The organism is Pirellulaceae bacterium, assembly GCA_029243025.1.
Taxonomy (GTDB): domain Bacteria; phylum Planctomycetota; class Planctomycetia; order Pirellulales; family Pirellulaceae.
In genome coordinates this window covers 242,958-258,426 of the sequence record JAQWSU010000045.1, presented here as the reverse complement: position 1 = coordinate 258,426, position 15,469 = coordinate 242,958, and the positions used below count along the sequence as shown (strand labels likewise).

Here is a 15,469-nt window from a genome sequence, read left to right as displayed (position 1 = left end):
GTCGGGTAGTTGAGTCGTGTAAAGCTAATCGGTAGTGAGTTCGGCCTTTCAATCAACACAAATGTTCGGGGTCTCGCGAGTATCGCCAACAAGGGACGATGCCAACAAGGGACGATGCCAACGTTGAGTTGCCGAATATAGTCAATAAGAGTTTCTGAATCATATTTCTGAAAGGACGACGTCGATGCCAGAAGTTGCAGACTCGGCTGGAGTTGCGAAACTGACGTTGGACGACAAAGAGTTGGAGCTACAGATCGTTGAGGGTACTGAGGGCGAACGCGGGATTGATGTTTCTTCCTTGCGACGCGACAGCGGTGCCATTACCCTCGATGAAGGGTTCGTCAATTCCGGATCGACCACCAGCGCCATTACCTTCCTCGATGGCGAACGCGGAATCCTTCGGTATCGGGGTTATCCGATTGAACAACTGGCTACAAGCTGTGACTTTGTCGAATGCAGCTATCTATTGATCTACGGAGATCTTCCGACGCAGGAACAGTTGGAGCATTTTCGAATGTCCATCCGGCGACACACGTTGCTGCACGAGGATATGAAGTCGTTCTACGACGGCTTCCCGCGTGACGCTCACCCGATGGCGATTTTGTCGTCGGTAGTGAGTGCGTTGTCGACCTTCTACCAAGACTCATTGGATCCGCGTGATCCGGCTCAAGTCGAAGTATCGATTCATCGTTTGCTTGCCAAGCTGCCGACGATCGCTGCCTACTCCTACAAAAAATCGGCGGGACAACCGTTTGTTTACCCGAAAAATGATCTGACATATTGCGAAAACTTTCTCCGCATGATGTTCTCGGTTCCGAGTGAACCGTATGAACTTGACCCTGATTTTGTTCAGGCGCTAAACATGTTGCTGATCGTGCACGCAGACCACGAACAGAACTGTAGCACTTCCACGGTGCGAATGGTCGGCTCTTCCGACGCCAATCTGTTTGCATCGATCTCGGCCGGTATCAGCGCCCTCTGGGGGCCGCTGCACGGCGGTGCGAACGAAGCTGTCGTGAACATGCTCGATCAAATTATCGCTGACGGCTGTGATGTGGAGCGTTACGTGGGGATGGCAAAGGATAAAACTCACCAGTTCCGCTTGATGGGTTTTGGCCACCGCGTCTACAAAAATTACGATCCGCGGGCACTGATTATCAAGGACGCCTGTGACAAGTTGCTTGCCAAACTGTCGATCGACGATCCCTTGTTCGATGTGGCTCAACAGTTGGAAGAAGTTGCGCTGAATGACCCTTATTTTGTGGAACGTCGCCTGTATCCCAACGTCGACTTCTACTCCGGTGTCATCTACCGGGCGTTAGGGATTCCGATTCAGATGTTCACGGTGTTGTTTGCGATGGGGCGGTTGCCGGGTTGGATTGCCCATTGGATGGAAATGCACCATTCGCCCACGAAACGTATTGCCCGACCGCGACAAATTTATATGGGACCCACCGAGCGTTCTTTTGTCCCGATTGAAGACCGCTAGCATCCATTTTGTTGAGCTATTCCCGCTGGCCGGGGCTCGGATCGAGTTTGATTGGCCTGCGGGTTGACGGTTTTCCATGACGCCAGGCTGGAGTGCCTGTTCGTCTGGGCCGTTCTTCACTGGAAAACAGGACTTTTTCTCGCCGCAAGGGATCGAAGTCTCTGCATTCTCTGCAATCGCTAAAGTTTGACCCGCTTGTTTTCCTCTTAGCCAACTGGTCTTCGCAACCGATACAGAAGTTAAAGCATTGCGCAACAGCAATTGCTCCTATGGCTGATCGGTCCGATTGAGCACGAATCGGGGCAGAGCTTTCGTCGCGCGTTATCCAGCGAGGAAGAGTGGATGTTAGAGACCTGGCTATTTCGAATGTTACTGTTGACGGTGATCATGGGCACGCTGCATCGTCCCTTGCCGGCTGAATCGTTAAATCTTTCTAGTCGAGTGATCCGCATCCAGGCAGGCGACGATCCTAGTCGGGCGCCTGTGGTCAGTAGTGTGCGACTTCATCCCAATGGACGGTGGATCGCTCTGGGGGGGGATGACCATCTGGTGCGCCTTTGGGATCTAAAGGCTCGACAAATCGTTCGCGAATTTGATGGTCATCGCGATTGGGTTGAGACGTTGGCGTTTTCTCCGGATGGGGTCCAGTTGGTTACTGGCGGACGTGATCGACAGGTGCTCTTGTGGGATGTTGCTTCCGGAGATCGATTGGCAACATGGAATGACCTGAATGGCGCGGTGGCCGACGTGCGGTTTAATCATGCTGGCAGTCGGATTGCGGTGGTTGGATTTTCGAACGAATTGCGACTTTATGACACGAAGGATTGTGAACTTGTTCAACGATTGAACTGTCCATGCCGCGACATCCGTTGTGCCGCCTTTTCGCCCGATGATCGTTGGTTAGCCGTTGGTGGACGCAACGGTCGAGTCCGCATTTGGGATTTGGTCCAGGGCAGAGAAGTTCAAACATTCGCTGCCCATCGTCAGCGAATACGTGCCATTACGTTTGATCGTCGAGGCCAACATGTGATCACTGCGGGTGAGGATCGAGCCATACGTGCCTGGGATATTTACTCGGGTAACAATCTGTTTAGTCTCAGTAATTCCTCGGGCCGCGTGTTTTCGATGACGGCTCTGCCGAACGCTCGACTCGCGACAGCCTGTAGCGACAACATGATTCGGATTTGGGATTTAGTTGATCAATCGATGTTGACGCAGCTTCGCGGGCATACGGGTTCCGTGGCGACGTTGGATGTCAACGATACCTGGCTGGTTTCGGGTGGATTTGACACGACAATCCGTTTATGGAATCTCGAGGAGCTTGATCGCAGCATCACAGCGAATTTGCAGGGTACGAACGAACCGATCAGCAAAGTTCCACCGGCCAACACCACACAGCCTACATCTTTAGAACGCGACCGCTAATCGTCTGCATCGGTCGAGCACATGGAGGTAGCTCGGAATGCTATTAAACACAATCCGCCGTTGTCGGCGATTTACAGCTCAGGAATCGAGTAACTCTTCGCAAATCGCGCGTCGTCGCCCTGTCGCCTGTCTCGAACAGATCGAACCTCGGCTGATGTTAAGCGTTGCACCGGCTTTTGTCGGTGCCGTCTATATTGAAGAGGATTTTGGCAGCGATGCGCAGGGGGACGTAATCGAAGTCAGCTTTGAGGGGGGAGCGCCGAACTCCGAGTTGCAACGGATCGTAATTAATGGCGATCAAAATGGTGCCGGATTTGATGGTGGCGATATCTTTTTTGATTCAACTGATTCGGGTTTCGGAGCTGACGCATCGTTTCCTTTTTCAATTGTCAGTCGGGAAGGGATCGACCGTGTCACGCCAATCGTTGTCGATGGATCGTCTGAGCTAGTGTTAGATTTTGATGGCTTCGATGCTGGGGAAGTGCTCCGTTTTTCGATTGATGTGGACGAGGTCGAGTTCCTTGACCCGTCGGAACGCGAGCTGACACGAATCAACGATGGATTCGATCCAGTCACTTCCGGTGTTGAATTTCATGATTCCTCGCTGTCCGCAACGCTGACGGCCCCTCATTTCGAGACCGTGGAAACGCTTGCGACATTTGTTAATCGCTATGACGATGGATTTGCCGGCACATCGCTCGATTTGCCGGCCGATAACGTTGATGGGAAACGGGATCGAACCGCGGGTGCCGTCGTTCGTTTACAGCAGCAGCCAATCCCTGCCTCGATCAGCGGACACGTTTTTCACGATCGTAACGGAAATGGACGACGAGACGACGAGGAAGGTGCGATTGCTGGCGTCTCCATCCGAGCTCTACCCGGCGATACGTTTGACGAGCAGGACTCGGTACTGGCCGTGACTGATACGGATGGTTTTTATGAATTCCGCAACCTGATGCCCGGTTCGTATCAGTTGGTCGAAGTCGAACAGCCCGTTGGGTATTACGACGGTGTCGACAGGGCCGGAACCGTTGATGGTCGGCCGGTTGGAACTGCCACGAACCCCGGAGACATGATCGATGACGTGTTCCTACCAGGCGGGGCCGTGGGCGTCGATTATGATTTTGGTGAAATATTACCCGCTTCCATCAGCGGGTATGTCTTCCACGATCGCAACGGAAATGGACAACCGGACGATGGAGAGGAGCCCATTGCTGGCGTCTCGATCCAGGCTGTGCCTGGCGACACGTTTGACGAGCAGGATGCAGTAGTGGCTGTTACCGATCTGGATGGTTTTTATGAATTTCAAAACCTGATGCCTGGATCCTATGAATTGTTCGAAGTCGAACAACCGCCCGGCTATCTCGATGGGATCGACAGCGCTGGGACAATTGATGGTGTGTCGATTGGAACCGCCATTAATCCTGGCGATAGAATAGATGAGATTTTTCTCTCGTCGGGATCGGTTGGCCGCGACTACGATTTTGGTGAGATTTTGCCTGTGTCAATTAGTGGACAGGTCCATTTTCCCAGCCTGGCTGGTGATTGTTTTGATGAATCGATCGATCATCGTCCTGTAGTGAACGCTGTGGTGCGTTTAGAAGATGATCAGGGAATTGTGATTGCCGAAACAGTTACCGATCAGCAAGGGTATTATGAGTTTCGTGATTTGGCTCCAGGCGTCTATTCGCTCGTCGAGAAAACACCGGACGGTTTGATCGATGGATCGGCGCAGGTAGGAACCGTTGACGGATTGTCGCGAGGCTTTGTGGAGGGACGCGGACGGATTTCCCAGATCGACCTCGTGTCTGGTGAAGCAGGAGTTTCGTTTGACTTTTGTGAGCAAGAAGCCGTTCGAATCTCAGGAAATGTTCACTTGTCGGGAGTTGACGCTGACTGCTTTGCTGATTCGATTACCGCACATCCGTTGCCGGATGTTTTGATTGAGTTGTGGAGCGAAGTTGGTGAATTGGTGACATCGACTCGCACTGATGCTGAGGGAAACTATCAGTTTGTCGATTTAATGCCCGGCGTTTATTCGATTGTCGAGCGGACTCCGGATGGATTGTTTGAGGGTGCCGCTCAAGTCGGTTTGGTCGCTGGGAAAGCGATGGGACAAGTGTTGGATCCGAGCCAGATTGTCGGGCTGCAGCTGAATTCCGGACAACAGGCCGTTCACTATGATTTCTGCGAATTGCCACCCTCCCGACTTCGTGGGGTGGTTTACCATGATCGCTCGAACGACGGTCAGCGAGCTGCCGCTGAGGAAGGGATCGCGAATGTCCGCATCACGTTATTCGATGATATGGGGCAGCGAATCGCCGAGACGCAAACCGATGCAGCGGGGCGCTACGAGTTTTCAGGGTTGCCTGCCGGGATTTACACGATTCGCGAGCAACAACCCGTTGGTTGGGTCGACGGTATCGATCTGGCCGGTAACGTCGATGGTCGACCAGAAGGACGCGCAGAAAATCCGGGCGATCAGATCGGTCAACTGCGACTGTCTTGGGGGGAATCAGGACAGGACTACAATTTCGGTGAGATGCGGTTGGGCCGGATTGAGGGCGTGGTTCATCTCGATTTGAACGCGGATTGTCGCCAGCAAGAGGGAGAAACAGGGCTCGTGGAGGTTCGAGTTGAACTGCTCGATCAGACGGGGCAGGTTGTCGATGCGATGTTGACGGGGGGTGACGGGCGATTCCTTTTCGACGATTTGTTACCTGGAACTTACGCGCTTCGCGAGATTCAACCCGACGGATATTTTCAAGGAGGACAGCGTGCTGGTTCTGGTGGCGGTCAGATTGGGGAAGCGGATTTGATCACCGAGATCGTTGTGGGATCAGGCGATGCTTGGACTGATTACGCGTTTTGCGAGGAACCTCCCTCCCTCATTTCAGGTTTTGTGTTCCAAGATGGCCCCGTGATCCAGTTGCAAGTGGGCCAGTCTTTGCCCGACGACATCACGACCCTTCGCGATGGTGAGCTGACACCAGACGATCAGCGCTTGCAAGATGTCGTGCTGGAGTTGCGAGATGGCGTGACGGGTATACCGCTTCTGGCGTCTGCGGTTGCCTTGCCGGGTGTTTATCCTGAAGGACCGATTACGACGACCACGGATGCTAATGGCTTCTATCTGTTTAAGGGACTCCATAAAGGAAATTATGCCGTCTACCAAATCCAACCCGATGGCTTTATCGACGGTCTGGACTCGGGTGGTACGATTCCTTCGGTCGCGATCAATCGTCAAGATGAGATTGAGCCCACCATCTTAGATGCATTAGAAAGTGACCCGAACTTTGATGCGATCGTGCGGATCGCGCTGCCGCCAGGCCAGTACTCCCGACAGAATAATTTTAGTGAGATTGATGTCGGGCGAAAGTTGATCGTGGTGCCGTTCGACGGCCCAGACCCCGTCGCTGCCTTGCCTGCTTATCGACTGCAGATTCCGGTGATTGAGCCAGTCCGCGTGCCGGATTTGGAGTTGCTGAGTTATGAAGTGCCCGGCTATGGTTTTGCACAAAACGCTTGGTCCAATACGTGGCATCTGAGTGTGATTGATGGTGGCTCGCCTCGCGGCAATGGTGAACGGGTGCCGCCACAAGGACCTATATGGCTTAAGCATGGGCAATATGAAATTGCTTGGTCCAATCCGGCTGCTCACGAAATGAAATGGACGCTCTTGATCCAAAATGGTGAAACGCTGGAACGCCTGTTCGGAATCGAACATGGAATTCCCGTGACGGGGGACTTCAACGGCGATGGATTCACCGAGATTGGCGTCTTCGCGGAAGGCCAGTGGTTTATCGATCTTAATGGCGATGGCAAGTGGGATGAAAACGATCTCTGGGCCCAACTGGGCCATCAGGGGGATCTGCCAGTTACAGGCGACTGGGATGGCGATGGCAAGCACGACATTGGGATCTACGGCCTTGCTTGGTCGGGTGATCCACGCGCGGTTGGACGCGAACGGGGATTGCCAGACCGAGAAAGTGACTCCCATGGTGAGGCAAAGAATCTGGCACATGACAACGGTGATGAAACGGATCAGGCCACGCGTACCTTAAAACACACGGTCCGCGGCGAGACACGATCTGATCAAATCGATCACGTCTTTCATTACGGTGCGATCGGCAATCACCCCGTGGCAGGCGATTGGAATGGTGATGGGGTCGCCACGATCGGAGTGTTCGAAAAAGGCGAATGGCGGCTGGATCGCGACGGTGATGGCAACTTCGGCGACGATGACATTGAGGCCAAATTCGGGTCGGTCGGTGATATCCCGGTCGTGGGAGATTTTAACGGTGATGGGGTGGATGAAATTGCCGTCTATCGAGGTGCTCAATTTATCATGGATACGAACCGAAACCACCGGATTGATGAGGGAGATCAGGTGGTTGCTGCACCACGAGGACGGCCGGTTGTTGGCGACTGGAATGGCGACGGTACGGACGATGTTGGAGTTGTTGAACAGCCGATCCGTTTCGCCGAGATCGATCCTCGTTAATCGATTTGCCGGCGCTTGATTTGCCGGCCCTGATGATGCGAGCTAACTCGACTTCAGCTTTTCGATTTCCGCTTTGACGTCGTTGATCTCCTGCTCGAGTCGTTCCACTTCGCCCGGTTCGTCGTCCTGTTGGCGGGCCCCAGACAATTGCTGTTGGATTTTGACAATTCGTTGTCGTAATACTTCGATTCGCTTCTTGGCTTTTTTATCCATCGCATAACCTTGTTTGACTAGGTGGTGTTTTGTGCGGGTGATCTTTGCTGGGAAACTGCCACGACTATCGGCTGTGGGAAATCCGATGCGTAGATGCCATTCCCAGGCAGCAATTCTCCCGAGGTAATTACGCCTCGGGCCAGAAGGTCCATGTCTTGGGACCTGCAATTTATCTCGTCGCCCATCGTCGTCGCTCGTTTTGTCATTTTCATGCCTCCCGCCACGACGATAACGAGGATGGCGAGCAGCACGTTGACGTTGAGCCAAAATGCAGTTCGTTCCCGGAACTTGATCGCCATTGCACTTCGTCCCGACAGTACGGCCGAAATCCAAAAGATGGCGAGTGCGCCCATCATTTTGACCATCAGTAGCAACGGGTACATGTCACCCGTGAACTCGTCTTTTAACAGAATGCGAACCGCATTGACCAGCCCTGACACGAGCAACAAGCCGCTTGTTAGCATCACGATCCGAGCCCAACGGCTTCGACATGCTTCTTCCAAATGCTTTTGTGCGTCGCCAGAAATGGATGAAAGTGAGGGCAGCAGGCTGAATCGTTGGTAGAAGATACCACCAACTAGCACTGCAGCAGTCAGGAGATGGATCCAGCGAAAAATTATATCAAAGGCAATCATTGATCGTGTGGTTTACCGTTAGTTGTTGTCCAGGGCCGATTCATCGCGGCTCTCGTTCCAATATTGTTTGGCGTATTCGATCGCGACGTCTTGAGTGCTAATTTGGGAATTGAGCTGTGCGTCACGAACGGCCTGCAGAATGAGACTGTATTGCGGGCCCCGGGGAATTCCGGCTGCCAACAAATCATTTCCATTGATCAAAGGAGCTGGGTTTAGCTCGTTGGGAGCTAATTGTAGCTTCTGTGCTGCATAGTCTATAGCCGTTTGTTCACCCGCTTGGGTTTGTGCGATTGCTCGGCTCAATTCCACCAAGTGATCGATCCAGGGATGGATCAAAATTCGCTGTAATTGTGGCCATGGGATTTGTGGCGCGCGACGTAACTCGGATTCATGGGCAAGTAACCAATCAATTCGCTTGTGTTCGTCGTTGGATAATCGCCAACGCTGACTTAGTTCTGCGGCGACACGTGTTCTATTTGAGTACTGTGCTACAGGCCAAAGGCAGGCCGCGATTGCCGTGGAGAAGTCGTGAGTGGATAGATGTTCCAAAAGATTCTTCAGCGGTTGCCAAGTCGATAGTTGCTGTGGCTGGTGCCGAGAAGGGGGCGCAGGAAGCACGGATTCAGGAAGCACGGATTCAGGAAGCACGATTCGCCATAGTCCACTTTCCCGCAAGAGGTTGAGTCCCGTGAGTCGATGGGGGTGCACGAGGATCCGCCGCATTTCGGCGGCGATCCGCTCCGGGCTCACGCAGTCGATTTGATCGGCGTATGTCCTCATTGATTGGAAGGTTGTCGATTCGATCGTAAAGCCGAGCGTGGTGGCGAATCTCACCGCGCGAAGCATTCTTAGCTTGTCCTCATCAAATCGTTCTCTTGCGTTGCCAATGCAACGGATGACACGATCTTGAATGTCATTTCGACCTGAAACGTAGTCGATGATTTCTTTGTTTTCCGGATCGAAGAACAGTCCATTAATGCTGAAGTCTCGTCGACGTGCGTCTTCCTCGGCCGTACTGAACGCGACCTGATCAGGATGTCGGCCGTCGCTGTAGCCTTCGTCCCGTCGAAAAGTTGCGACTTCAATTTGTCCCGCACCGGGCGGCCCCAGTACTGTCACGACTCCAAACGCCGCACCGATGGTCAGGGTTCGATGTCGACCAAAAAGGGTGCGAATCTGTTCTGGATGGGCTGCAGTCGCCACGTCGTAATCTTGGGGTTGTTTTCCCAACAATTGGTCTCGAACGCAGCCGCCCGCCCAGTAAGCTTGGTGGCCTGCATGGCGGAGCGTCGAAACGATCTTCAAGGCGAATTGACGAGCGTGTTGTGGGTCGATTGGGGGCGTCACGGGAGTGGTTCCCTCAAAGGGAGGGGGCTAGGCCGCCGGGTTCGCTTGACATCTTGCTCCACGGTTCCCTCTTTTTTCCTGGGTTTTGACTGTTTTTCGCTGGAAAACATTGATCGGTGTAATCGATCCACGGGCAGCGGTCCGCAAATGTTTGCACGAATTATCTTTCTGGCGTAAGAATAAGGGATATTGAAATGATCGTGGAAGAGCCATCCTATCTTCAACGGGGTCCGAAACTTATCGGGATTCCGGGTGGGCTTGATCGCCCGAACTATTGACTATTGACTGTATTCCAGCTTAAATTAAGGCTGATTTCTCGAATTCCAGGCGAGTGTTTGCTCGCTTTATTTTTCGGGAAGGGGCAGGTGCGAGATCATTCTCGATGTCTCATTTTTTTATTTCTATTTTCTGTTTACGGAGGTTCCCTATGACGACGCGTAGTCGCAGACAAGGTTTCACCCTTGTCGAACTCTTGGTGGTGATTGCCATTATCGCCATCTTGGTGTTGCTGCTGCTGCCGGCCATTAATGCTGCTCGTGAAGCGGCTCGCCGGAATGGTTGCATCAATACCTCTCGCCAACTCGCTTTGGCGGTTGTCAATCACGAAAGTACGACGGGCCGTTTCCCGTTGGCAAACTCGGCTCCTCCCAGAACGGGGAATCGAAGCAACCTTGGTAAGGTTGAACCGGGTGCTGCAAACGACGACTACTACGTTGATCAACGCGGTCGACAAAGATGGAAGAATGACGGTTATAGCTGGATTGTGAAATGTCTGGCTTTTATGGAAGAAGACACTCTTTACGACCAAGTTGCTCGTTCCAGTGAGCAATTCACACGACCGGCCTTTTCGCCGTTAGTGCGATCGAACCCAGCTCTGCCCGACAGTCCTCACCTCGCGGAGACCAAAGTTGGTTTCCTGCAGTGCCCTTCGTTCGCGGGTGAAACTGTTTCGGTAATGGATGGTGCTTACAATCTTGGCGATGCAGAGGTGGCTGGTAACAACTATGTGGCCATCGCGGCTGCTACCAAAGGTTGCAGTGATCGCTCCGGTTACGTCGATGACCATGACCCCACCCTGGGCGGTACCATTATCTCCAAGATGACGCCAACTATGCGTGGATTGAAGATTCGTGAACTGACGGATGGGACGTCGAAGACGGTCATCATCACCGAGTCCAAAGCAGAGCTGATGAACTCATGGTTCTCCGGCCAATCTGCTTGGGTTATTGGTTTCATGCCTGATGTTGATTCGGGAATGTCCGGCAATATCATGGTGCAGCCAGACGGTTACATGGGTCTCAATCAAGATCCTAATATGACCCGAACCGGCTTGAACCAAGGCAAGTCCTACTTGAATGTGGATCCGTTTGATTCGAATCGCGAAAATCCCGAACCATGGTACGCCAGCGAAGGCACCTACGAAGGTGGCGTTGCTCGCGACTGGGGTCCCAGTAGTGATCACAGCGGTGGTGTTGTCATCCACAGCTATGCGGATGGTCACACGCAAGCCATTTCGGACTCGATTGATTCAACGGCCTACTTACGCCTGATTACTCGTGGTGGTGGTGAGCAAGTTGATCCAGATGCGATGTAGTCTTCGAAAGATCTGATGACAATCGATACTGCTGCGTGCCGAAAGGGACGCAGCAGTTTTTTTTAAATCTCTTTCCGGTCTCCGGGCAACGAGTTTTGGTGGCGAGGGGTAGTTTCGGCACAGCTATGAGCGATCGCATGTTAGATGAGCAAATTGATGTTCTGGGCGTGAAGAAATTACAGGATAGTGGCGCTGACTTCCTGCTTTTGGATTGTCGTAATCCGGAAGAACGGGAGCTGGTTTCGATTGAGGCCTCTGTTTTTATCCCGATGGGTGAGCTGTCTCAACGTGTTGCCGAATTGGAGGAGCACCGAGAAAAGCATGTTGTGGTTTATTGCCACCATGGTGGCCGCAGCGACATGGTTTGTAATTGGTTGCGTGCTCAGGGTTTTCTACGCGTGCAGAACATGCAGGGCGGCATCGATGCGTGGGCATGTCATGTTGCCCCGGAATTGCCTCGGTATTGATGATCATCGTTCCGCTGGCCACTTGCGGTTGCTGACCTAATTGGCCTATAACAGCATTAGCCGCGGATGACGTGGCGACAAGGGCTTGTGGCGGAATTGGCAGACGCGCTAGATTCAGGTTCTAGTGTCCTTAACGGACGTGGAGGTTCGACTCCTCTCAGGCCCACTCTTATATCGCGGTGCCAAACGCTCTTTCGGCACTGCCCTGGGGCACCGACTCAAACTTGCATGTTCCCAGAAATGTTCCCAAGCCGATCTGCAATCGAATGTGCGTCGTTGGAAATGTAAAAGGTCTGGGTTGTCTTGATCTCACTGTGGCGGGCGACAAACGGCAGGTCTCTTGGTGGTATGCCGGCGTTCGCCAGTCGCTGCAGACCCGTCTTCCGCAGGTAGTGTGCCGATGCGTGCATTCCAGATTTGTTGACCTCGATGCCGGCGGATTTACCAACTCGACGGATGATCCTCCCGACCTGTTGATGAGCTGGACGTCCAGACCTATCGTCGAGTTTGTGTGGTGTGAAGACGTAGCCCTCTTCGGTTGGACGGCGTTCCATAGTCTTGATGGTTTCACCCAATCGGAACGACAGCTTCATCACCTCTGAGAGTCTGTGGGGACTCGCCACCCTACCGTGGAGTAAGTAGTGCGCTGCCTTTCCTTTTCGCAGTGGTCTAAGCGGCGGCCAGCTCACGCACAACTATCGATTCCAAGTCAAAAGCAGGTGTCGATCAGTTCCGCGCGGCAGACTCGACGTGTTAGATATTCTCACTTCTTTTGCAGCCATTGCACGAATTCAATGATGTTGTTGTCCGGGTCGGCGAAGTAGAGCCAGCGAACTTCGCCCTCGACGATTAGCGGACCACGCAAGATCGGAATGTCGTGTTCCGTCAGATTGGCAACGGCCGCGTCCATGTCGTCGACCCCAATCGCCAGATGCGGACAGTAGGGTGGCCCGATCTCATGTCGCTGGAACTTTCCCTCCTCCAGCCGGGAGAGCAATTCCAGCCGCACATCGCCGGCGGTAAGGAAGACGCACTCTTCCGCTTCCTTGTCGTTGCGATGCCGCCAGGTTTCGACGAAGCCGAGCCGGTCGACGTAGAATCGAATCGACGCGTCAAGATCGACGACCTCAAAAGCGACATGATCGAATTGCATGATGGTTCGCTCAGGTGTGTGTGAGATGACATGGAAACCGGGCGTTTCTGTTGTACTCTATTTCAATTCTTCACGCACTGGGCCTTCGATTTCCGGATTCCACCAAGCATCAATCCTGTAAGAAGAGGCTTGACTATCTTAGGCTGCGTCGTTGCGGGGATACACTTAGCGGGGTAGGATCGTCGCGACACACGGGCTACATCGGCTTACACGGTGGAACTGAACGTCCGATTGACGTATTGATGGTTCATCGGAGGCTTGGGCGATGAAAACTGAACTCGACTACTACGCATTGCTTGATGAGGATGCTGCATCCATTATCAGTGAGCATGAGTTTTTCCGCTTGTTGGTCTTGTTGCTGACATCTGCCGGATTGGGGCCGAGCCGTATCGACTGCGACAATTCAACGAATCGAAAAGCGATGGTTTTTACGCATGACGATCAGCTTGTCAAAATGAGCAAGATCCGAAACAATGCGCGTGGAACTTTGGTCCGTTACTTCAGCGGTTTCGCTGCCATGTTGCGAGCCACGTCAATCTCCATTCAATGAGGCCATTGTTGCTGGAGAGATTTGTTCTTCGGAGGTGAGATCGGCGTCAGTGCACCATGGAAAAGCAGACTGACAGGGTCAAATAAAAGATCGAGGAATTATTCTCGCTAAGATGAAATTCAGGGCGCACTCTCGGGCGTTCCGGTTTTGATTGAATCTGTTCGAAAGGGACTAACAGCGTGTTTAGACATCACCGTTTTTTTTTTCCGGTCACCACCCTTGTAGCGTTTGGTCTAACGGCCGTTTTGGCTCATCACGCATCGGCTCAGAACAGGCCCAATGTGCTTGTTATTTGGGGAGACGATATCGGCATTTGGAATATTAGCCACAACAATCGGGGAATGATGGGCTACGAAACGCCTAACATCGACCGCATTGCCAAGGAAGGAATTTCCTTTAGCGATTACTACGGACAACAGAGCTGTACCGCAGGACGGGCTGCTTTTCTGGGGGGCAATGTGCCTGTGCGGACCGGAATGACCAAAGTGGGTCTGCCTGGTGCGAAGGAAGGTTGGCAAAAAACGGATGTGACCATTGCCACGGTCATGAAGAGTCAGGGATACGCGACCGGTCAGTTTGGTAAGAACCATCAAGGTGATCGCGATGAGCACCTGCCGACGGTGAATGGATTCGACGAGTTTCTTGGGAATCTGTACCACTTAAATGCCGAAGAGGAGCCGGAAAACCGCGACTATCCCCGCGATCTAATCTTACCGAACGGAAAGACGTTCCTTGAGCAGTACGGACCGCGTGGCGTCCTGCACTGCAAGGCGGATGGAAAGGGAGGGCAGTCGATCAAGAACACGGGCCCGCTCACGAAGAAACGCATGGAAACCATCGACGACGAAACGGTCGCAGCAGCGATCGATTTCATCAAGCGGAAGAATGCTGCGGGTGAACCTTTTTTTTGCTGGTGGAATGGCACGCGAATGCACTTTCGCACGCATGTGAAGCAAGAGCACACCGGGCTCTCGGGACCCGACGGCAACGTCTATCACGATGGAATGGTGGAGCATGATTTGCACGTCGGCCAATTGCTCGATCTGCTCGATGAATTGAATATTGCGGACAACACGATTGTGTATTACTCCACCGACAACGGGCCGCATTACAACACCTGGCCCGACGCCGCGACCACTCCATTCCGCAGTGAAAAGAACAGCAACTGGGAAGGTGCCTATCGGGTTCCCGCCTTTGTGCGTTGGCCGAAGAAATATCCTGCGGGAGAGACGGTCAATGGAATTGTTTCTCACGAAGACTGGCTTCCAACCTTTGCGTCTGTCGCCGGCGCTGCCGACATCAAAGAAAAGCTCAAGGAAGGAGTCGAACTCAATGGTCGCAAGTATCGGAACTACATCGACGGCTATGATATGAACGCGTATTTGTCTAACGCGAATAAGCATAAGACATTAAGTGAAAACATTAAGGCTTGCCCTCGGAAAGAGTTTGTCTACGTCAATGATGATGGCGCGATTGTCGCCATGCGGCTAGGTCCATGGAAGGCTGTATTCCAGGAAAACCGCGCCCAAACGTTCCAACTTTGGCGAGAGCCGTTTACGGAATTGCGAATTCCGCTGCTATTTCACCTCCGCCGCGATCCATTCGAAAAAGCTCAACACAATTCGAATACCTACCACGATTGGTTTTTGGATCGTCCTTATGTAATTTTGCCGATGCAGCAGTTGGCCGGGAACTTTCTGATGACAATGCAAGAGTACCCACCCAGCCAGACTCCGGGATCCTTCAATCTGGAAAAGGTTCAAAAGATGATTGAAGGGGCCGCTCGCGGTCGATAGTCCGACGATCGAAAGGCGTCGCCGTGCTGGCGGCGGCAAGATACTTGGACATGGATTGACATCGTGTTAAGCAGGTGACTACGAGAAAGTCCGAAAGCTGAAAGTGTCGATCGCCAACGGGATTTGACACGTCACCAGGCAATAAACTGTGGCGTACCTGCCATGGAAAATAACGATGATCCACGCCATTCGGCAAAAGCCGTCATCCGCGAGGAGATGGACGCCTTTGATGAAACGGTTCGGGACTCGTCGCCGCAAAGCGGGGTAATGAAGCGGGGTAATGAAGCGGGGTAATG

13 protein-coding genes and 1 tRNA gene are annotated in these 15,469 nt (G+C 53.0%); 9 read left to right on the top strand and 5 right to left on the bottom strand.

Annotated features, from left to right (window positions below; all coding sequences use genetic code 11):
* Window positions 1–184 precede the first annotated feature (184 nt).
* From P8N76_19960 to P8N76_19950, 3 genes are all read left to right on the top strand, one after another.
* Window positions 185–1,489 (top strand): citrate synthase, encoded by a 1,305-nt coding sequence (locus P8N76_19960; GenBank protein ID MDG2383957.1) that lies wholly within the window; start codon window positions 185–187, stop codon window positions 1,487–1,489.
* A gap of 342 nt (window positions 1,490–1,831) precedes the next feature.
* The gene (locus P8N76_19955) at window positions 1,832–2,914 is read left to right on the top strand and encodes a WD40 repeat domain-containing protein (GenBank protein MDG2383956.1); all 1,083 of its coding nucleotides are present in this window, start codon (window positions 1,832–1,834) and stop codon (window positions 2,912–2,914) included.
* A 37-nt stretch (window positions 2,915–2,951) separates the two neighbouring features.
* Entirely contained in the window at window positions 2,952–7,418 is a 4,467-nt protein-coding gene (locus P8N76_19950; protein ID MDG2383955.1) for an SdrD B-like domain-containing protein, read from the top strand.
* A 42-nt stretch (window positions 7,419–7,460) separates the two neighbouring features.
* Here P8N76_19950 and P8N76_19945 read toward each other — a convergent pair whose 3' ends face one another.
* From P8N76_19945 to P8N76_19935, 3 genes are read right to left on the bottom strand one after another with little or no spacing between them, the layout of a single operon-like run.
* A complete protein-coding gene (locus P8N76_19945) occupies window positions 7,461–7,631 on the bottom strand; it encodes a hypothetical protein (GenBank protein ID MDG2383954.1) in 171 nt (56 codons plus the stop codon).
* Window positions 7,632–7,648: 17 nt separating this feature from the next.
* Window positions 7,649–8,266: a hypothetical protein gene (locus P8N76_19940; GenBank protein MDG2383953.1), complete on the bottom strand. Its 618-nt coding sequence runs from the start codon at window positions 8,264–8,266 to the stop codon at window positions 7,649–7,651.
* Window positions 8,267–8,284: 18 nt separating this feature from the next.
* Complete coding sequence (locus P8N76_19935; GenBank protein MDG2383952.1) at window positions 8,285–9,613, bottom strand: CCA tRNA nucleotidyltransferase; 1,329 nt, start codon at window positions 9,611–9,613, stop codon at window positions 8,285–8,287.
* Window positions 9,614–10,040: 427 nt separating this feature from the next.
* Between P8N76_19935 and P8N76_19930 the strand changes: the two genes are divergently transcribed.
* From P8N76_19930 to P8N76_19920, 3 genes are all read left to right on the top strand, one after another.
* Window positions 10,041–11,207 carry a DUF1559 domain-containing protein gene (locus P8N76_19930; protein MDG2383951.1) on the top strand — a complete coding sequence of 389 codons (1,167 nt, stop codon included), beginning with the start codon at window positions 10,041–10,043 and terminating at the stop codon, window positions 11,205–11,207.
* Between the two features lie 137 nt (window positions 11,208–11,344).
* Window positions 11,345–11,674, top strand: a complete 330-nt coding sequence (locus tag P8N76_19925; protein ID MDG2383950.1) for a rhodanese-like domain-containing protein — start codon at window positions 11,345–11,347, stop codon at window positions 11,672–11,674.
* Between the two features lie 81 nt (window positions 11,675–11,755).
* Window positions 11,756–11,840: transfer RNA gene (locus P8N76_19920), tRNA-Leu, on the top strand.
* Window positions 11,841–11,892: 52 nt separating this feature from the next.
* Here P8N76_19920 and P8N76_19915 read toward each other — a convergent pair.
* The gene (locus P8N76_19915; GenBank protein MDG2383949.1) at window positions 11,893–12,228 is read right to left on the bottom strand and encodes a tyrosine-type recombinase/integrase; all 336 of its coding nucleotides are present in this window, start codon (window positions 12,226–12,228) and stop codon (window positions 11,893–11,895) included.
* Window positions 12,229–12,437: 209 nt separating this feature from the next.
* Window positions 12,438–12,827, bottom strand: a complete 390-nt coding sequence (locus P8N76_19910) for a VOC family protein (GenBank protein MDG2383948.1) — start codon at window positions 12,825–12,827, stop codon at window positions 12,438–12,440.
* Window positions 12,828–13,092: 265 nt separating this feature from the next.
* Here P8N76_19910 and P8N76_19905 point away from each other — a divergent pair, with 265 nt between their 5' ends.
* From P8N76_19905 to P8N76_19895, 3 genes are all read left to right on the top strand, one after another.
* Window positions 13,093–13,377, top strand: a complete 285-nt coding sequence (locus P8N76_19905; protein MDG2383947.1) for a hypothetical protein — start codon at window positions 13,093–13,095, stop codon at window positions 13,375–13,377.
* A 179-nt stretch (window positions 13,378–13,556) separates the two neighbouring features.
* Window positions 13,557–15,173, top strand: coding sequence for an arylsulfatase (locus P8N76_19900; GenBank protein ID MDG2383946.1), 1,617 nt, complete (start codon window positions 13,557–13,559; stop codon window positions 15,171–15,173).
* A gap of 162 nt (window positions 15,174–15,335) precedes the next feature.
* Window positions 15,336–15,467: a hypothetical protein gene (locus tag P8N76_19895; protein MDG2383945.1), complete on the top strand. Its 132-nt coding sequence runs from the start codon at window positions 15,336–15,338 to the stop codon at window positions 15,465–15,467.
* The last annotated feature ends 2 nt before the right edge of the window (window positions 15,468–15,469 follow it).